General features: G+C 67.6%; 16 protein-coding genes and 1 pseudogene. 4 read left to right on the forward strand and 13 right to left on the reverse strand.

Annotated features, from left to right (window positions below; all coding sequences use genetic code 11):
* Positions 1–16 precede the first annotated feature (16 nt).
* The gene (locus ACUDCK_RS24200; RefSeq protein WP_054500738.1) at positions 17–943 is read right to left on the reverse strand and encodes a LysR family transcriptional regulator; all 927 of its coding nucleotides are present in this window, start codon (positions 941–943) and stop codon (positions 17–19) included.
* A gap of 134 nt (positions 944–1,077) precedes the next feature.
* Between ACUDCK_RS24200 and ACUDCK_RS24205 the strand changes: the two genes are divergently transcribed.
* The gene (locus ACUDCK_RS24205) at positions 1,078–1,932 is read left to right on the forward strand and encodes an oxidoreductase (RefSeq protein ID WP_175167102.1); all 855 of its coding nucleotides are present in this window, start codon (positions 1,078–1,080) and stop codon (positions 1,930–1,932) included.
* A gap of 28 nt (positions 1,933–1,960) precedes the next feature.
* Here the strand turns inward: ACUDCK_RS24205 and ACUDCK_RS24210 are convergent, their stop codons facing one another.
* The 7 genes from ACUDCK_RS24210 to ACUDCK_RS24240 form a co-directional block, all read right to left on the reverse strand.
* The gene (locus ACUDCK_RS24210; protein WP_054501208.1) at positions 1,961–3,187 is read right to left on the reverse strand and encodes a diguanylate phosphodiesterase; all 1,227 of its coding nucleotides are present in this window, start codon (positions 3,185–3,187) and stop codon (positions 1,961–1,963) included.
* A 32-nt stretch (positions 3,188–3,219) separates the two neighbouring features.
* The gene (locus tag ACUDCK_RS24215) at positions 3,220–4,482 is read right to left on the reverse strand and encodes an MFS transporter (RefSeq protein ID WP_054500736.1); all 1,263 of its coding nucleotides are present in this window, start codon (positions 4,480–4,482) and stop codon (positions 3,220–3,222) included.
* 9 nt (positions 4,483–4,491) lie between these two features.
* A complete protein-coding gene (locus ACUDCK_RS24220; protein ID WP_054500735.1) occupies positions 4,492–4,839 on the reverse strand; it encodes a DMT family protein in 348 nt (115 codons plus the stop codon).
* A gap of 79 nt (positions 4,840–4,918) precedes the next feature.
* Entirely contained in the window at positions 4,919–5,623 is a 705-nt protein-coding gene (locus ACUDCK_RS24225; protein ID WP_175167101.1) for a hypothetical protein, read from the reverse strand.
* 149 nt (positions 5,624–5,772) lie between these two features.
* Positions 5,773–7,110 (reverse strand): sigma-54-dependent transcriptional regulator, encoded by a 1,338-nt coding sequence (locus tag ACUDCK_RS24230; RefSeq protein ID WP_175167100.1) that lies wholly within the window; start codon positions 7,108–7,110, stop codon positions 5,773–5,775.
* Positions 7,095–8,471, reverse strand: coding sequence for a sensor histidine kinase (locus tag ACUDCK_RS24235; protein ID WP_244976866.1), 1,377 nt, complete (start codon positions 8,469–8,471; stop codon positions 7,095–7,097). Before ACUDCK_RS24235 ends, ACUDCK_RS24230 begins: the two co-directional genes overlap by 16 nt.
* A 165-nt stretch (positions 8,472–8,636) precedes the next feature.
* Positions 8,637–9,542, reverse strand: coding sequence for a LysR family transcriptional regulator (locus ACUDCK_RS24240; protein WP_054500732.1), 906 nt, complete (start codon positions 9,540–9,542; stop codon positions 8,637–8,639).
* A 188-nt stretch (positions 9,543–9,730) separates the two neighbouring features.
* Between ACUDCK_RS24240 and ACUDCK_RS24245 the strand changes: the two genes are divergently transcribed.
* A complete protein-coding gene (locus ACUDCK_RS24245) occupies positions 9,731–10,480 on the forward strand; it encodes an SDR family NAD(P)-dependent oxidoreductase (RefSeq protein ID WP_054500731.1) in 750 nt (249 codons plus the stop codon).
* A 46-nt stretch (positions 10,481–10,526) separates the two neighbouring features.
* Here ACUDCK_RS24245 and ACUDCK_RS24250 read toward each other — a convergent pair whose 3' ends face one another.
* The gene (locus ACUDCK_RS24250) at positions 10,527–10,703 is read right to left on the reverse strand and encodes a hypothetical protein (protein WP_175167099.1); all 177 of its coding nucleotides are present in this window, start codon (positions 10,701–10,703) and stop codon (positions 10,527–10,529) included.
* Positions 10,704–10,923: 220 nt separating this feature from the next.
* Here ACUDCK_RS24250 and ACUDCK_RS24255 point away from each other — a divergent pair, with 220 nt between their 5' ends.
* Entirely contained in the window at positions 10,924–14,196 is a 3,273-nt protein-coding gene (locus ACUDCK_RS24255) for a hypothetical protein (protein WP_175167098.1), read from the forward strand.
* Between the two features lie 58 nt (positions 14,197–14,254).
* On the opposite strand, the gene ACUDCK_RS24260 is transcribed toward ACUDCK_RS24255, so the two are convergent.
* The gene (locus tag ACUDCK_RS24260) at positions 14,255–14,836 is read right to left on the reverse strand and encodes an SMI1/KNR4 family protein (RefSeq protein WP_244976865.1); all 582 of its coding nucleotides are present in this window, start codon (positions 14,834–14,836) and stop codon (positions 14,255–14,257) included.
* A gap of 168 nt (positions 14,837–15,004) precedes the next feature.
* Entirely contained in the window at positions 15,005–15,655 is a 651-nt protein-coding gene (locus ACUDCK_RS24265; protein ID WP_244976864.1) for an imm11 family protein, read from the reverse strand.
* A gap of 170 nt (positions 15,656–15,825) precedes the next feature.
* On the opposite strand from ACUDCK_RS24265, the gene ACUDCK_RS24270 reads away from it, so the two are divergent.
* Complete coding sequence (locus tag ACUDCK_RS24270; RefSeq protein ID WP_175167096.1) at positions 15,826–16,641, forward strand: hypothetical protein; 816 nt, start codon at positions 15,826–15,828, stop codon at positions 16,639–16,641.
* Here the strand turns inward: ACUDCK_RS24270 and ACUDCK_RS24275 are convergent.
* Together ACUDCK_RS24275 and ACUDCK_RS24280 are read right to left on the reverse strand one after the other, a co-directional pair.
* Positions 16,616–16,852 (reverse strand): annotated as a pseudogene (locus ACUDCK_RS24275) (DUF2000 family protein); the annotation flags it as partial. The gene ACUDCK_RS24270 and the pseudogene ACUDCK_RS24275 overlap by 26 nt on opposite strands.
* A gap of 118 nt (positions 16,853–16,970) precedes the next feature.
* Positions 16,971–17,717: a lysozyme inhibitor LprI family protein gene (locus ACUDCK_RS24280; protein ID WP_240317449.1), complete on the reverse strand. Its 747-nt coding sequence runs from the start codon at positions 17,715–17,717 to the stop codon at positions 16,971–16,973.

The raw sequence follows: 17,717 nt of genomic DNA on the forward strand, positions 1-17,717 counted from the left end.
GCCCGCCGACCCCGCTCTATCGCAGCTCGTCGGGCCCCAGGAAGAACTGCCGGTTCCCTTCCAGCCGCCTGACCATGAAATCCACGAACGTCCGCACCCGCAGCGGCTGTTCGGTGCGGCGACCGTAGTACAGATAGATGCCCTCGAGATCCACCGCGTGCCGCAGCAACAGCGGCACCAGCCGGCCGGCGCGGATGTGCGGCACCGCCGTGAAACTGCCCAACTGGCCGATGGCCTCGCCCGCCAGCACGGTCTGGGCCTCGGCGTCGATGTCGTTCATGCAAAGCGCCGGCGTGATCTCGCGGTAGACCTGCTCGCCATCGACCTGGAACGCCCACGGCGCCAGCTTGCCCGTGTTGGCGTGGACAAAGCCCGTGCACCGATGTCGCGCCAGGTCATCGATATTCGTCGGCGCGCCGTGGCGCGCCAGGTAGTCGGGCGCTGCGCAGACCAGCAACTGGATCGGCACCAGCCGTCGCGCCACCGTGCCTGCCGCCGGCAGCGAGCCGCCGCGAAAGCCCACGTCGGCCCGGTCGCCGACCAGATCGGTGAGGCGATCATCGAAATGCACATCGAGCTGCACGCCGGGATATTCCCGCGCGAACGCCAGCACGTACTGCCACAGCATGCAGTGGATCAACGCCCGCGGCGCGCTGATGCGCAGCGGACCGCTGATCTCGTCGCTGGCGCGCCGCGCGTCCGCCAGCGCCGCCGACAGCAGGCCCAGGGCCGGGCTGGCGTTGTCGAGCAGCCGCCGTCCCTCTTCGGTCAGGCTCAGCTTGCGCGTGGTCCGACGCAGCAGTTGCACGCCCAGCGATTTCTCCAGTTGCATCACCGCGTGGCTCGCCGCCTGTGGCGAAATACCCTGGTCCACGGCGGCCTTGCGCAGGCTGCCGAGCATCGCGGTGCGCACGAAAATGGTCAGGGCGCGGACTTCGTTCATGGCGGATCCCCCAGCCGGTCGGAGCGGCCAATTAGCAAATAAACGTTGATTATCATTCTATTGAATAGCGTCTATTCGGAACACCCACCGCTCTCTACCATGCGTTCACCCCTTCCCCCTGATTGGAGAAACGCATGAACACCCCGACGGATTTCAAGAAAGTCTGGTTCATCACCGGCGCCTCGCGCGGCTTGGGCGCGCTGATCGCCGAAGCCGCCCTGGCCGACGGCAACGCCGTGGTCGCCGCCGGCCGCAACCCCGCCGCCATCACGGAACGCCTGGGCCAGGCGCCCGGCCTGCGGGCGGTCGCGCTGGACGTGACCCGCCCCGAACAGGCGCAGGCCGCGGTCGCCGCCGCGCTGCAGGCCTTCGGCCGCATCGACGTGCTCGTCAACAACGCCGGCTTCGGCCTGTTGGGCGCGGTGGAAGAATCGAGCGACGCCGACGTGCGCCGCATGTATGACACCAACGTCTTCGGCCTGCTCAACGTGACCCGCGCGGCGCTGCCCGCCATGCGCGAACGCCGCGCCGGCCACGTCATCAATATCTCGTCCATCGGCGGCTTCCGCTCGGGGGCCGGCTTCGGCGCTTACTGCTCGACCAAATTCGCCGTGGAGGGACTGACCGAGGCCTTGCATGACGAGCTCGCGCCGCTGGGCATCCACGCCACCGTGGTCGAGCCCGGCTATTTCCGCACCGACTTCCTGGACACCACATCGCTGGTCGTGGCCCCGGGCGAGATCGCCGACTATGCGGCCACGTCAGGCCAGGTGCGCAGGAGAGCCGTCGATCTGAACCACCAGCAGCCTGGCGATCCCGTCCGGCTCGCCGCGGCCATGGTCGAACTGGCCAACGCCGCCGAACCGCCGCTGCGCCTGCCGCTGGGCAGCGACACCCTGGCCGCCATCGCCGAGAAGCTGGCCTACGTTGCCCGCGAAACCGAGACCTGGCAGGCCCTGGCGCGCTCGACGGACTTCGCCGCGGTGTGAGGCATTGGCGTGCAGGCCGCCACTCCCCTCAGGCGACCTGGCTCGGGGCAACCCGTTCAGGCCACCTGATTTCGGGCTGGCAATTCAGCGCGGGCCTGGCGAACAGGTAGCCTTGGAAGCGCTTCAAGCCGGCCGCCTCGAGCCAGCACCATTCCTCTATTCGTTCCACCCCCTCGGCCACGGGCATGATGCCCATGGCCGTGCACGCCTCGAGAATCGCGCGCACGATCGCCTGCCGAGGGCCGTCCGAATGGATATTCTGGATGAGCTTGCGGTCGATCTTGAGCTTGTCGGGCTGGAATTCGGCCAGCAGGGACAGGCCGGCAAAGCCCGCGCCAAAATCGTCAATCGCCACGCCGATCCCGGCTCTGCGCAAGCGTTCGATGGCAGCGCCGAAATCCCCCTGGTTGGCGACGGCCTCCTGCTCGGTAACCTCGACGATCACCTGTTGGGGCGACAGGCCGCATGCGGCGATCTGGTCAAGCAGATGGTCCACCGCCGCGGGATCCGCAACCAACGACATGGGCAGCAGATTCACCGACAGCTTGACGTCTTCCAGGCGCAGGCGACGCGCCAATCGGAACGCGGACGCTTTGGACTCCAGGTCCATCCGGTAGCGCTGGACGGGGGGAACGCTGGAGAACAACTGTTCGGGCGATCCGCCGGTTCCGCTGCGGATCAGGAACTCGAAGGAAGTAACCGTTCGACGCATGGGCTCGACAATCGGCTGCAAGGCAAACTGATACGCCTGCTCCGCCAGCAAGCCCTGCCCGGGCGCTGCCTCGCCCTCCGTCACGAATCGCCAGTTGCGCGCGCTTTCCCCTTCAACGATATGGCTTGTGCCGCGCGCAAGCGCATACCACGAGAGAATCTGGATGACCCGGTCGTCGCTGGCCGCCAACCTGGCTTTCCGCTTCATTTTCTCGAGAATCAGCGCTGCCACCCGCTTCGAGTCGAGTTCACGCAGGTCGACCATCGCCATCTGGTCGCCCTCGAAGCGACGAAATGGCCCCTGGTCGCGCAGGAGATGCACGACATTCGCGTGCCGCTCGTCCCGCTGGATGGCCTCGAACAGCACCGCCAATTCCCGTGCGCCCCCCTCCAGCAACTGAACAAAGTGAACCCCGTCAAAAAGCAGTATCCCCGTGACGTTCAACGACGCATTGCGCGCTCGGGCTTTGCGGACGAGAACGCCGAGCGCATCGGCATCCAAGGGTTCGCAGACTCGGCTGCGGTAGATCAATGTCGATAGCATGGCGTACTCTCCCGCCCCAGGGACCAGCATGTTCAATATGAAGAGTGTACGTCGGGGACTCGTCCTGCCCTGGCGGATCGGGCGCCCCCGCATTCGGCCCGATGCGTCACGATCAGTCCCAACGATACGGCCGCGGCCACGCTCAGCGCAATGAACGCCGGCCCATAGCCAAAGCGCTGCGCCACCCAGCCGGCCAATGCCGGGCTGAGCGCCGCGCCGACGCCCTGGACGGCCATGACGGCGCCCAACCCGGCATTGACATGTCCGCTCCCGCGCAGGATGGATGCCACCAGGCCGGGCAGCGCCACGCCCACCAGGCCCGCGGCGACGCCATCCATCATCTGCACCGGCACCAGGGCGCAGGTCGGCGGCAACGTGGCGGCCAGCAATCCCCGCACGGGCAGGACAGCGCAGGCCAGCGTCAGAATCCGCCAATAGCCGTACCGACGGGCGTAGCGCCCCGCCAGCAACGCTACCGGGATCATCACCAGTTGCGCCACGATGATGGTCAACGCCGTGTAGGCGCTGGGATCGGCCTCCCCACGCGAGGTGGCGGCCTGCCCCAGCAGCGGCAGCATGGCCGCGTTGCCGAGATGGAACAGCATCATGACGAGCGCCAGCAGGCGCAGCGCCTTCGAGCGCGACAGCACCTGCCAGATCGTCGGCACTTGTGCCTGGGATGCCTGGGGCCGCGCGCTCGGCGCCGCGCCGCGAGCGACCTCATGATCGATTGCGGACGGCCGGATGCGGGCCAGGCAGAGAAACGCGCCACACGGCACGATCATCATCAATACGAAGACGGCGGACAGCCCCCAGCGGTAGCCCGCCAGGCCGGCCAGTGCCGCGGCCACCACGTTTCCCGCATGATTCCAGGCCTCGTTCAAGCCAAGCTGCCGCGGCAGGCCGCGCGGGCCGACCAGACCCAGCGTGAGCCCCATGATGGCAGGCGCAAACAGCGCGCCGATGATGGCGGCCAGGACCTGCGTCGCGGCCGCGACACTGGCGACGGGCATCGCCCACAACGCCACGTTGCAGGCGATCAGCGCCAAGGTGGCGCCGGCGAGCAAGCCGCGCTTGCGGCGGGACGCGTCCACCCACGCGCCCATCGGCGTCGTGGCCAGCATGCCCGCCAGACCGGCCGCCGTCATCAGGTAACCGATGGCATCGGCTTGCCAGCCATGGCCGAGCAGGAAAACGCCCAGAAACGGGCCCAGGCCGTCACGCACATCAGCCAGGAAGAAATTGACGCCGGCGAGCCAGCGCCGCGGGTCGTTATCCGCTTTCGGAATCGACATGATCGCGTCCTAAGGCAACGGGCCCTTGAAAACGAAGAACGCGCCCAGTCCGATGCAGCCGAAGCCGACCAGGTGATTGAGCGTCAGCCGTTCACCAAGGTAGAACACCGAAAACACGGCGAACACCGTCAACGTGATGACTTCCTGCATGGTCTTGAGTTCGGCGGCGCTGTAGACGGCGTGTCCGATGCGGTTCGCCGGCACCGCGAAGCAGTATTCGGCGAAGGCGATCAGCCAACTGGCCAGGACGACGACATACAGCGGACGCTCGCCGAACTTGAGGTGCCCATACCAGGCGAACGTCATGAACACGTTAGAGACCAGCAACAGCGCGACGGGCAAGAATTTGGGGGACATCTTCAGGGTTCTCGGGCGGATGACGGAGAAGCCGCCGGCGATCGGCGCAGCGGCTCGGTCCGAATGGGCGCGACGGCGGTCAGGGAGCGCGGTCGTACAGGGGTTGCAGCGCCGACAGGCTGGTGCCCATGCGGATCGCCTCCAGCGACGTGCCCAGGGCGTTGCGCGTCCCCAGGCCATCGGCGGCGAAGGAGGCTCCGGGCAGCACCGATAGACGCAGGCTTTCCGGCGGGAAGCGGACGATGCTGCCATCGGTCAGGATGACGCCGTTGGCTTCACCGCGCGGGCCGGTCAGCACGGTATCGACCTGGCCTTCGACCCGCTGCGGCCGCAACGCCTGCGCGCGCAGGTGCGGCGGCAGCGGCCGTCCCGTATCCGGCGCCGGCGGCTGGTCGTACACCGTCTGGCCGCTGGTGGTGTTGACGATGGCATCGGCCTTGACGTTGCCGCGCGATTGCGGGCGGCCGATGATGCGAACGGCGTCGCCAGGTTTGACGGCGGCGCTGAGCGCCTGGGACAGATGCGGCGGGAACCGCGCCACGGTGCCATCGACCAGCCGCAGGCCGTCGACCTCGCCATAAGGGTTCATCAGCAGACGCTGGACTTGTCCCTGCGCCACCGTCGACGCGGCGGCGTCGGGCGCGGGCGGCGGCGTCGCGCCAAGGGGCGGCGGCGTCGCGCCAGCAGGCGTTGGCGTCGCGCCCGCAGGCGGCGGCGCGGCGCAGGCCATGCCCGCGACAACGGCCGCGGCGAGGGCGAAAAAGGCGAATGCGGATCGAGACATGATGGACTCCTTGCACCGGCAGTGAACACACCGGTTTCCATGCAAACCGTGTGCCAACAAGGAGTTCCCTGCAAATCAATGAGTTGCGCCGCCCGACGGCCCCGCGGCGTCCGATCCTGTGACACCACGGCGTCACAGGGCCGGACACCTCATTCCAGGCCGTGTTCGGCCAACTTTCGGTAGAGCTGCTGGCGCGACAGGCCGAGCCGGCGCGCGGCCTCGGCGCGATTGCCGGCCGTGGCCGCCAAGGCGCGTCGGATCATGGCGCGCTCCAGTGCCGCCACCGCGTCAGCCAGCGGGCCATCCAGGGCGATACCGCCCTGGGCCTCCTGCGTGGCGTGCAAGGATGGCAGGCCGATATGCTCGGGGCCGATGGTGGTGCCGCGGCAAAGCACCGCCGCGCGCTCCATGGCGTTGCGCAGTTCGCGCACGTTGCCGGGCCAGGCGTGCGCCAGCAGCCGCTGCGCGGCCGCGCTGGAAAGGCGCTTGGGCGAGCCTGCGCCGATACGCCTCAGGAAATGCTCGGCCAGCAGCACCACATCGCCCAACCGCTCGCGCAGCGGCGGCAACGCGATCGGCACCACCTGCAGCCGATACCAGAGATCCTCGCGGAACCGCCCCGCCGCGACCGCCGCCGGCAGATCGCGGTGGGTCGCCGCGACGATACGCACGTTCACGGGCACGACACGCGCCCCGCCGATGGGGGTGATTTCCCGTTCCTGCAACACGCGCAGGATCTTGGCCTGCGTCGCCAGCGGCATATCGCCGATCTCATCGAGAAACAGCGTGCCGCCCTCGGCCTCGCGAAAACGTCCGGCGCGATCGCTGATGGCGCCGGTAAACGCCCCTTTAAGGTGGCCGAACAGCTCGCTTTCCATGAGTTCGTCTGGAATGGCGGCGCAATTGACGGCGACGAAAGGCCGCGCCGCCCGCGCGCTGCTGCGATGCAGCGCGCGGGCCACCAGCTCCTTGCCCGTGCCCGTTTCGCCCAGGATCAGCACCGTGGCATCGCCGCGCGCCGCCATGCCGATGCGCTTGAAGACCTCGCGCATGGCGGCGCTGCCGCTGACCAGCTCGAAGTCGTCGACCGGCGCGGCGTCGGCGCTGGCAGCGTCATCGCCGGCCGCCGCCACGCTGCTCAACGCCCGATCCAGCGTCTCCACCAGGGCGGCCCGCGCCACCGGCTTGGTCAGGTGGTCGAATGCCCCCAGGCGCATGGCGTCGATCGTGTTGGCGCCGCTCGCATAGGCGGTCAGCATGATGCAGGGAACCGGCGACAGCTCGGACGCCTTGCGAAGGAACGCCAACCCGTCATCGCCCGGCATGCGCAGATCGACGATGGCCAGATCCACGGCCTCGGCGCGCAGGCGGTTCAGGCCCGCGAGGGTCGACGAGGCCTGCAACACCGTATGCCCCAGGTCTTGCAGCGTCTCGGTCAGGCTGTCGCGAAATGCCGCGTCGTCGTCGACGATCAGGATGCGGGCCATGGCAGCTCCATCTCAATGCGGGCGCCCCGCGCGGTCCCCGCCAACCGGACCTGCCCGCCGTGCGCCTGGACGATTTCCCGCACCAGGGCAAGCCCCAGGCCGGATCCGCCCGCGCGGGCCGTGGCGAACGGCTCGAACAGGGTTTCGCGCAATGCTTCCGGCACGCCGGCGCCATCATCGGCGACCCACAACAACAAGGCGCCGCGCGGACTGCGGCCGGCGCCAAGCTCGATGCTCCCCCCGTCGCCCGTGTGCGCCAGCGCGTTCAGCAGCAGGTTGTCGAACGCCCGCGCCATCTGCGCCGGATCGAACCACGCGCGCGCGCCGGATACGTCACGGGCCACCGTCGTCAGCCGGATGCCGGATTTCTGCGCCATCGCCGCATGCGTCTGCGCCCGCTCCTCCAGGAAGGCGGTCAGATCAAGCACCTGGCGCTCGACGCGAAACGGCTGAGTCAGGGCCAGCAGGCTGGCCACCAGCGATTCGAGACGCTCGGTCTGTGCCAGCACCGCCTCGAGGGCGCCAGCCACGCGCGCCTCCCGGACCGGCCCGGGCGCCGCCAGCGCGTTCTCGACTTTCATGCGCATGGTGCCGAGGGGGTTGCGGATCTCGTGGGCCAGGCCCGCGGACATGCGCCCCAATGTGGCGAGCCGTTCGGCCTGCTGCAGTTGGCGCTGCATGTCGTCGGATTGTCGGCGCCAGCGAACGAAAGTGCGGCCGAGCCAGAGGCCCGATACCACGACCATGCCCAGCAACAGGCTGACCGCCAGGATCAGCGCATTGATCACGTCGCCGCCGATCAGCGGCACGCGCGTCAGGGTCCAGGCGGCGAGCGGGTCATTCGGCGTGTCGGCGGGACAGGCGGCGAAGACCACGGCTTCACGCAGGCCGGGCCGCATGTCGGTCACCAGCTCGGCCGCATCCAGCGCGCGCTGCGCCGTGGCGCCGATGCGCTCCAGCTCCGCGCTGGGCGGGTCACGCTTGATGCCGGTGCCGTCATAGGTGGGAAAGGCATAGGCGACCACCCCGGCGCCCGGCCGCCAGAAGCCGCCTTCCATGCCGGGGCGGTCCCGCAAGGCCAGATCGAGGATGGCCTGGGCGCCCGGCAGGCCGGACGCCTCTGCTTGCGGGCTGGCCGCGCCGACCTGTTGCAGGCGCCCCGCGCCAGCGCGCAAGGCCTCGCAACTGACCGCCGCCAGGTCGCGCGCACGAGCGACCTGGGAACTGGCGCCCTGGCGGCTGAGTGTCACCAGCAGGCCCGCCAGCACCAGCGCGACGATGGCGATCCAGAACCAGAGGATCGCCAGGTCTCGACGAATCGATTTCTGCGGTGACAGGATCGCGCTCCTTCGCGGGTACACGCCGGCAGAATACCCGATCGCGCCGCGCGATCGATAGGCCACAACGTGGAAGCGGTGTGCCATCGGCCGCAGGCATGAGGCGGGACGCTCGCCCGGGCGCCGGACGTCCCTCTCGTGAGGAGCCCGGCCACACCGCCGCCATGGCGGATCACGGCAGCCGCGATCTCAGGGCCTGAGCCGAGGCGGCAGGTTTTCCATGAGCCAGTCGATGAACACACGCAGGCGCTGTGTCACGTGGCGATTGTGCGGATAGACCACATGGAACGGATAGGGTTGGGGCCGCCAGGGTTTCAGGATCTCCACGAGCGCGCCACCGTCCAGCGCGGCCCGGGCCGCATAGGTGAAAGTCTGGATGATACCCAGGCCGGCCAGCGCCGCGGCCAGATGCGCATTGCTTTCGTTGACACCCACGCGGTGCTCGGCCTTGATCTCCCGCTTGTCTCCGTCCCGCTCGAAGCGGAACGGAAATGCGCGTCCGTTCTGCGGGGAAAGATAGCTCACCAGCCTGTGACCGTTCTTCAGCTCCTCCGGATACGCCGGCGTGCCGAAGTGCTTGAGGTATGCCGGCGCGGCGCAAGTGATGAGATCGGCCGTGCCGATATGCCGCGCCACCAGCGAGGAATCGTCAAGGGGGCCGCCGCGGATCACGCAATCGACGTTATCACTGATGAGATTGACCGTACGATCCGACACGCCCAGGTCGATCCGTATGTCGGGATACCGCGCAAGAAAATCCGGCATGGCAGGGATCAACACATCGCGCGCGGTGGAGCCTCCGACATCGATGCGCAGGTGCCCTTTCGGCCTGCCCTGCCCCGCATTGAATGAGCTGTCGATGTCTTCCAGGTCGCGCACGATGCGCAAGGCCTTGTCGTAGTAATCGCGACCTTCCGGCGTGACGGTGACGCGGCGCGTCGTGCGCTGCAGCAGGCGCACGCCCAGGTGCGTTTCCAGGTCCTGAACCAGCTTGCTGAGCGTGGCATTGGGCATGTCGAGCGAGTCTGCCGCCCGAGTGAAGCTGCCTGCCTCCACCACCCGTGAAAAGGCGCGTATGGCCGTCAACTGATCCATGCGGATTTCTTCTCCCGGAGCAAGCAAATTATCCACATGTATGGATAGTTATTTCGATTTTACAGTATTTATTCAATATCCAGAGGTCCTTAAAGTGACGCCATACCCTGCAACGCCAGCGCTTCGGAATGCATCCGGCGCCGTGAGACGTTGACGGGCAACCGAGCAAAAAGGATCTGGAGAACACCATGAATCAGCAACTGAACGGCAAGATCGCACTCGTCACCGGCGGCACCACCGGCATCGGCTTTGCCGCCGCGCAGGAATTGGCGGCGCAGGGCGCGCGCGTATTCATCACCGGCCGGCGCCAGGCGGAACTGGACGCCGCCGTGGCTGCCCTGGGCGGCGCGGCCGCCGGCATCCGCGCCGACGCCGCGGTGCTGGGCGACCTGGACAATGTCTACGCGCAGATCGCCCGGACCGCAGGCAAACTGGATATCCTGTTGGCCAACGCGGGCGGTGGCGACATGCTGCCGCTGGGCGCGATCACCGAGGAGCACTTCGACCGCATTTTCGGCACCAACGTGCGCGGCACCCTGTTCACCGTGCAAAAGGCGTTGCCGCTGCTGGTGGATGGCGCTTCGGTGATCCTGACGGCCTCGACCGTGTCGATCCAGGGCACCGCGAACTTCAGCGTTTACAGCGCCAGCAAGGCCGCCGTGCGCAACTTCGCCCGCTCCTGGGCGCTGGACCTCAAGGATCGGGGCATTCGCGTCAACGTCGTCAGCCCGGGGCCGATCCGCACGCCAGGCCTGGGCGGACTGGTTCCCGACGAGGCGCGCCAGGGCTTGTTCGATCACCTGGCCGCGCAGGTGCCGTTGGGACGCCTGGGCGAACCGCGGGAAATCGGCAAGGCCGTGGCGTTCCTCGCCTCCGACGCGGCCAGCTTCGTCAACGGCATCGAACTGTTCGTCGATGGCGGCATGGCCCAGGTGTAAGTGGCCGCAGGCCTCCCTGCCCGCTCCCCCTTGCTCCACGCGCCCGTCAACGCAGTCCGCGGCCAAGCCGCCACAGCCGCCGCAGGCGCAGGTTCAACGGCGTGGAACACGCCCGCGACACCAGCGCGCCCAGCGGAAACAGCAGGTAGAAGGCCACCTCGACCGACAGGGACCGCATCACGCCCAGGGCATCGTTGATCCATCGCTCGCGGATGACCAGCACGTTCAGTTGGCCAGCGTGTAGACGCCGTGGCTGCCGGGCGAGCCGGTTCCGGTCTTGCCGTACGTCGGCCACCAAGGTGCCCAGGACGTTCGCCCGCGCGCGCGGGCCTGGCGCGGGGTCCAATCGGAAAGCCAGCGGGCCGAATCGATTTACTATCCCCGTTGCGGATCCCCGCCGCGCCGTGCGAATGGCGCCCTGCCCACCCTACGACTGCCTGCCCATGACCATGACGCCCCCACGGAAAGAACACCGCCCGTCCACGCGGCGCATCCTCGCGGAGGTCGCCCTCCTCGGCCATGATCAACGTTACGGGCGGATGGTGGCGCTCGGTCGTGAGTCCATCGCGGATGCGCGGCTTGCCGAAGACCTGAAGTCGCTGGCGCAATCGGAGATCCACTACGAGCGGCTGCTGGCGCTGATGTCGGCCAGCGGCTCGCGCGCGACGGATCTGATCGTCACGCTGCTCGCCGACCCATCGCCCATGCTGGTGTTGCGTGCCGCCCGACTGGCGGCGCGTGTGGTGCCAGACGAGATCCTGGTCCGCCTGATGCCCGACATGACAAAGCCGTGCCGCCGGGAGCTCGCCCGCCAGCTCTGGCGAGCCGGGCGCGGGCAGGTCAACGATGCCGTCTATCCGACACTCGAAGGCGCGGCGCGCCGCCATCTGCTGCCTTGGACGACGGATGCATTCATCGGCGCCAGCCTGGATGCCGAACAGGTTGCATTGCTGGAGGCGCCGCAGTGGGCGGCGCTGGCGCAGCGCTTGCCGAGGCTCGTGCGCGACAGGCTGGCGCACGAACTGGAGCAGTCCGGCAATCCCTCCTATGCATTGCGCGTTGCCATCAGGGCGGCGCTCTATCGCATGCTGCGCAGCGACCGGGCGGCCGGGTTGAGCCTGTTGCGCGTGGCGGTCGCCCGCATTCCCGTCCAGGATTTGCCGCTGGCGCGCTATGCCTCTTTCTTCCCGGCGCAGATCGCCGCCATCGTCGAGGACCTGGGCGGCAGACAGCGCATTCCCTTCACCCTGCAGACCCTGCGGCGCCTGGAGGCGTCCGCGCTCTGCAAACTGTTGTCGGTTGACGCGCTCCCCGACCTGCACGCGGTCTTCCAGCAACTGCATGCAAGCCAGCGGGACGCCCTCTATCGCCAGGGCGGCGAAGCCTGGCGCGAGGACAGCGGGGCCTTGCCGTTCGAGTTCGTGCGGGAACTATCCAGCGCTGCCCGGCAGGCCGAAGCGCGCCGCGCGTTCTCGTCGCCACGCCTCGCCGCCGAGCCGCTGGTCCGGCTGCCGTACCTGTCCTGCCTGCCATTCCAGGAAGCGCTGACCCTGGCCCAGCCGTTCCTGTCGCAGCCCGATGGCGAGCTGCGCGCGCAGGCCGTGGCGGCGGTGGCAGGGACAGGACGATACGAGGCATCGAGCCTGGCCGCCATTCTGGATTTCTGCCGGGCCCGCGAGAACGAGCAGGACCCTGTGCGACTTGCCATGCTGACGGCCCTGGCGGCACTGCCGCCTTCGCGCTGGGAAGCCGGGCACCTGCCCGGGTTCACCGCGCTCATCGATGCCGCATTGCGCGCCCGCGACTGCTCGCACCAGACCATGCTGGCGGCCATGCAATGGTTGATGTCCATCATCACCCCCCACACCGCATTTGTCGTGGCCGCGCTGCCCGGCCTTGTCGAGCGCATGGGCGGCATGGGCAACCTGCGCCAGGGGCACTGGGAATCCCGCATGAGCGATGGCGAACTGCGCCGGATCGCCCCGCACCTGATGGGGCTGCTCGAGACCTGGATCCGGCGCGATCGCGCCCAGGTGGCGCTGCAACTCGTCTTTGGCTTCGGATGCCGGGCGAAGGCCGTGGACCTGTTTGTCGACATGATCTCCGACCTGGCCCGCGACAAACGCGGCAATGTGGCGCGTTCCGGGCTGGACGCGCTGGTGCGGCTCGGACTGCGCAAGCGCGCGGCGGAATTGATTCCCCAACTGCTGGGGGCCGATCCGAGCTGGATCCAGGTGTCCGCGGTCTCCTCGCATCTGCATCGTCGCAGGCAAGACCTGCTGACGCCGTTTCTGACCGCCCGCGTCTACAAGGGGCGGTTTCCCAGCGGCAAGGCGGCATTTCTCCCCGCCTACGAAGACGGATTCTTCCGGTGGACGGCGGCCCAGCAGCAATGCTATGCCGCCGAACTGCTCGATATCCTCACCAGCACGCAGCGCAACGCCTGGGAACTCTACGGCTGCGTCCAGCGCTATGCGGCCATGCCATCCATCGACCTGGCGCCGCTGGTCGACCTGGCGCGCCTCGACACGCCCGACCAGGCGCTGCGTGACAAGGCGCTGGAAGCGCTCGGACGCGCCGATGCCGGACGCGGGGTGGCGGCGCTGATACAGGCACTGGATGACGGCCGGGCCCGGGTCGCCATCTATGCCTTGCGGCGATCCTTGATGAACCTGCGCCCCGCGCAGGTGCTGGAACTGCTGGACCGCGCGCCGCGAAGCAAGATCACCGTCGCCAAGGAGATCGTCCGCCTTGCCGGCGACCTGAGGACGGATGGCGCCTTCGCATTTCTTGCCCGGATCGAAGCCGAGCCCAAGCTGCATCAGGACGTGGCGATCGCCTTGGCGCGAGCGTACTGGAACTTCCTCGACCGTCCCGAGGTCTGGCCCAGATTGCACGCCGCCGCGCGCAGCGGGCCGCCGGCCCTGGCGCGCGCAACCATCCGCATTCCGCCGACGGGCCTTTCTCCGGATGGCCAGCGCGCCCTGAGCCAGCATCTCGCCTTGCTGCTCGGGCATTCCGATGCCCAGATCCGCAAGGAAACGCTGGAACGACTGATCGCGATGCCTCCGGGGCAAGGCGCACCCGCGTTGTACCAGGCGCTGGCCGCGCGGCTCGGAGATGTCGATGTGTCGCTGGTCGAACTCGCGGCAGGCGCGCTGCTGGGCATTTATGCGGGAAGCCTGCCGCGCGAACTGGCGGACAGTTTCGCGGGCCTGAAGCGGGCGCATGCATTGGCCGCGGTTGTCGCCGCGTACCAGCAGCAACGGCAGCGTGGCCAGTTGGAACTGGCCGCGTCGGCGGACATGCTGGCCGCGGCCCTGCTGGCCAGGCGCTGGCATCCGGGACTGGCGCTACGACTGGCGTTCTCGGTGTTGCGTCCAGAGGCCGCGCTGGCGCTCGCGCGGCAATCCGCGGCCTCGGATTTACTGCATCCCGGCGTCGTTGGCGACGTCCTGGATGCGCTCGCGGACACGGTGGCTGGCGCGCGCCTGGATCAGCTCACCCAGGTCGAAGCGTGGTTGGGCGCCGAAAGCAATGCCGGCATGCGGCGCATCGGCCTGGGACTGCTGTGCGCAATGTCGGCCCGGACCGGATGGACGCCAGAAATGCGCCAGCGGCTGGATTTGTATCGGCACGACAAGGACGGCTGGGTTTCCGACGCCGCCGACCTGGTCAAGTACCCGGATGCGCTTTCCCCGCGCGCCGGCGGATGACGCGCATTCCGGGCGGGCGGCATGCCGGCAACCGGATCCGCCCGCGCCCCGCTGCCCGCTATCCCGGCAGCTTGCCGAGTTTTCCCTTGGCGCGTTCGGCCAGTCGCAGTGCCATGTCCTGCTGACGCCGCATCAGGTCGGCGATCTGCTCGGCATAAAGATCGATGAGGTCGCCGCCCACCGGCTCCGGATCGGCCCAGTCGTCGATCGCCACGACGGCCCCCGCCTGGTCCACACCCCAGATCCGGCTGCCGTCGCCCACGATCTTCAGCACCGGCAGGATGCCAGGCAGACCGGCCTCGGCAAGCTGGCGCTGCTGCGCCGAAATGCTAGCCCATTCGGGCAACTCCGGCGCATCGATGCCCAACAGCACCACGCCGCGCCAGAAGGTCCAGGCGGGGCCGACGTCGAACTCCTTGGCGCGCGGCCTGACTTCCTCGCGCGCCATCACGCACAGGCCATTGGTGCGCTGGCAGAAGGCCGTGAACGCCGCCGGCAGCGGGAACCCGACAGCGGCCTCCAGGCTCGCGATCGCGGCCGCGTCGGGCGCGGGCGCGGCCACCACCTCGAAATACGCGCTGTCCACGGGGTCCAGGATCTCCCAGATGCGTTTGTGGAACTGTTCGGCGGTCATGGTCATGCAAGCTTCCTGAATCAAAAGACAAGTCCCGGCCCGCCGCCAGGGCGGGAGGCCGGAATGACGCAACACTATAGCCGCGAGCGCGCCCGCATGGTCCGTGGCTCCGGTTCGACGATCGATGGCGGTTGGCTGCGCGGAGCGGTTCACGCCGGGTCGTTCAGAACATTCTCAGATATCGGCGACATCGCGCAGCCGCACGCCAGAAAAGCTGGCCGCGCGCAATGCCTCAAACATCGCGCGGTCACAGATGGGAGGCGCTCCCATGCGGTCCTGGCGGAAGATATGGGCGCCTCCCACAACCTCGGGTTTGAACACCAAACTGGCGCCGCCGACGAGGCTATAAAGCTTCTCGTCCTCGCCGGTCTGATAATTGTGATCGAGCTTGATTCTCACGCGAGAAGAGGCTTCATCCAGGGCATCGAGTCTGCGCAGCACATTGCCCAGGTAGTACCGAGGACCGGGGCTGCCGTCGGCAAGGCTGAAGTCGCATGCCACAAACGCAAACGCCTCGGCGTCCAACTGCTCAAACAACTGCTTCAACGGCTCCGAAACAATCCATATGCCAGCGAGCTCTTCCAGATCGCGGGGCATTGCGCCCTTTTGCGGAACATGGACCAGGTGGGGACGCGCCGGATACTGATCTGGCATTCCATTCGGGCGCGAGATGACGTTCATCCCCGGATCGATCAGCGTCTCTTCGTTGGCGATTTCCAAGCCGGGAACCCTGCCGCCTCCCAGGAAGCCGGCGTCGATCAGGAAAAACTTGCCCTTATGCGATGCGGCTTCGGCTGAAAGTGCAATGGCGGTCGGTTCGGTCACGAGAGCCGGACGTTTACCATCAACCGCCATAGCCTCGGCCCCCCATCCTGCCGCTCAAGGTCACTTCCATCGGGTCTCCTCTCTTGTGGTAAAGGCTTGCAAACGATGATGTCCGGGCGGCCCGGCTGCGGTATAAACAAGGCCCTGTCGATTGCACACAGAGGAACGACTTGTCGAACGCACGCGGAGCGATTTCATTCTTCAACGCAACGGCTGGCGCCATCCGGCGCCATGGCCGCGCGATGCTGGCGGCCGCGCCGTGGTCGCTGGCGGTGTTCCTATTATCGCTGCCGTTCGCCATTCTGGCCGCGTCGCTGTACTGGCTTAAGGGCGGCCTGTTCCTGCTGTCCGCGCTGGTCAACCTGATTGCATTCTCGCGCATGACGTACGCCTGGCACCGGGTCATCGCGCGCGCGGACGATACGCGGATCGATGCCGGCGGCAGTACCTCGCAAGCCTGGCACCTGGTGATGCTGGGCCTGCTGGCGGTGGTCGTGGCGACGCTGGCGCGCGCCACCGGCGACCTGCCCTACGTGTTGTTCGCGCTGATGAACGGCCCGGACTCGGGCCTGTTCTTCGCGGCGCTGGTGCCCGTGGTGCTGGTGCTCTGGCTGCCGATCCTGTACGGCTTGGCGCTGCTGGCGCCCGCCCTGCCGCGCGCCGCCGTGACCGGCGCAACCGGCTTGCGCGGCGTGCGCGCCGCCATGCCCTACCCGCGCTGGCCGCTGATGCTGGCCCTGGGCATCCTGGTGAGCGCGGGCGGCCTGGCCCACAGCGCGCTGTACGAGTACCTGGGCTACGCCCTGGACGGCGGGCCGTATTGGATCGTGGCCTATCTGACGCTCTTCATCGTGATGACGTTCGTCGTCGGCGCCATGGTCTCGGTGGCCTACCGGGACGGCGCGCCGGCGCGTCCCGCGTCCGACAGCGACAGCGACAGCGACAGCGACAGCGACAGCATCAAGGATGCAGCGACAGCCCCTTGACCGCCTTGTCCACCGCCCTTTTCGGACCGTGCAGGGCGATGCCGACCAGGTCCAGGTCGTCGGCCGGCTGGGCGCGGAACACGGCGCGGTTGGCCTCGTAGCGGCCGGTGGCGAACATGGCATGGACGAACGGCGCCAGCGTCAGCTCGCGGTCGCGCGCGATCCGGTACGCCGCCTGCAGGCCGGCGCGGTCCCCCTCGAACACCGGGATAAGAAGAAGAAGTGATGGGGAGGCTGGCTGAGTGAGGTAAACGTCCGGCTCTCACCGCGCAAAGCCCTTGCCTGAGCGCCAAGATGGCCTCTACGCGGTGAGAGCCGGACGTTTACCATCAACCGCCATAGCATTGTGCGTAAGTAAAGTCGACCAGGCGCTTGTCCGAGGCATCCTGCGGCGTGGACGGCTCTACTTGGAAATGACCGAACATATCGTCGTTGCAGATCCTCACGTCCCTGCGCTGCGTGCCTTCCTGCAATACGCAGGAACCGCCAAAACTGTGATTACTTCCGGCGACGCCAACCGGCAGATCAATCAGCCGGCTACAACCGATGATTCGGCCGTTTTGCTTCTGCTGCCCCAGCGATTGGTTGAACGATTCCACACGGGAGTTGGGATCACGAATCGGCACAACATTGACGCATTCGCCACTGGCGGTTTGGTTGCCCGGCAGCTTGCAGTCCGAGTACACCTTGCCATTGGCAATATGTTTCTCATTACGCGCCAGCAGGGCGATGCGGCTTGTGTATGCTTGCCGCAGGCAGGCGCTGTCTTGACAAATGCCACGCGCGTATTTAATCCAGTTGCGCTGTTCTTCAGCCAACGCTTTCTTGCCATAGGCATCGGTTGCGGCTAGTGCTGCCTTATAGGCCCCCTGCAATTTGCCATCCAGCGCGGAGGTCTCGGCATCGCTACAGATCAACTTTTCCGTCGTGCTCGCGGCCTTGTTGCAATCAAAACTGGCGGCTTGGGCGTAGGTCCCTAGCATTGCGAGGCCCAACGTAAAGAGAAGCTTCATCGCAGGTGTATACCGTGTCTTCAGTACGTCAGCGGGTGGGCGTCTTGAATGCGGCTGGGTCAT

The organism is Achromobacter sp. CF-sbj1-Ac2-l, assembly GCF_052698165.1.

Coding starts and splice junctions, on each gene's coding strand:
- ACUDCK_RS24210 (WP_054501208.1), bottom strand. CDS start 3,187: ATGCTATCGACATTGATCTACCGCAGCCGAGTCTGCGAACCCTTGGAT.
- ACUDCK_RS24240 (WP_054500732.1), bottom strand. CDS start 9,542: ATGGATCAGTTGACGGCCATACGCGCCTTTTCACGGGTGGTGGAGGCA.
- ACUDCK_RS24220 (WP_054500735.1), bottom strand. CDS start 4,839: ATGTCCCCCAAATTCTTGCCCGTCGCGCTGTTGCTGGTCTCTAACGTG.
- ACUDCK_RS24245 (WP_054500731.1), top strand. CDS start 9,731: ATGAATCAGCAACTGAACGGCAAGATCGCACTCGTCACCGGCGGCACC.
- ACUDCK_RS24260 (WP_244976865.1), bottom strand. CDS start 14,836: ATGACCATGACCGCCGAACAGTTCCACAAACGCATCTGGGAGATCCTG.
- ACUDCK_RS24205 (WP_175167102.1), top strand. CDS start 1,078: ATGAACACCCCGACGGATTTCAAGAAAGTCTGGTTCATCACCGGCGCC.
- ACUDCK_RS24255 (WP_175167098.1), top strand. CDS start 10,924: ATGACCATGACGCCCCCACGGAAAGAACACCGCCCGTCCACGCGGCGC.
- ACUDCK_RS24215 (WP_054500736.1), bottom strand. CDS start 4,482: ATGTCGATTCCGAAAGCGGATAACGACCCGCGGCGCTGGCTCGCCGGC.
- ACUDCK_RS24225 (WP_175167101.1), bottom strand. CDS start 5,623: ATGTCTCGATCCGCATTCGCCTTTTTCGCCCTCGCCGCGGCCGTTGTC.
- ACUDCK_RS24280 (WP_240317449.1), bottom strand. CDS start 17,717: ATGACCCAGCCGCATTCAAGACGCCCACCCGCTGACGTACTGAAGACA.
- ACUDCK_RS24230 (WP_175167100.1), bottom strand. CDS start 7,110: ATGGCCCGCATCCTGATCGTCGACGACGACGCGGCATTTCGCGACAGC.
- ACUDCK_RS24200 (WP_054500738.1), bottom strand. CDS start 943: ATGAACGAAGTCCGCGCCCTGACCATTTTCGTGCGCACCGCGATGCTC.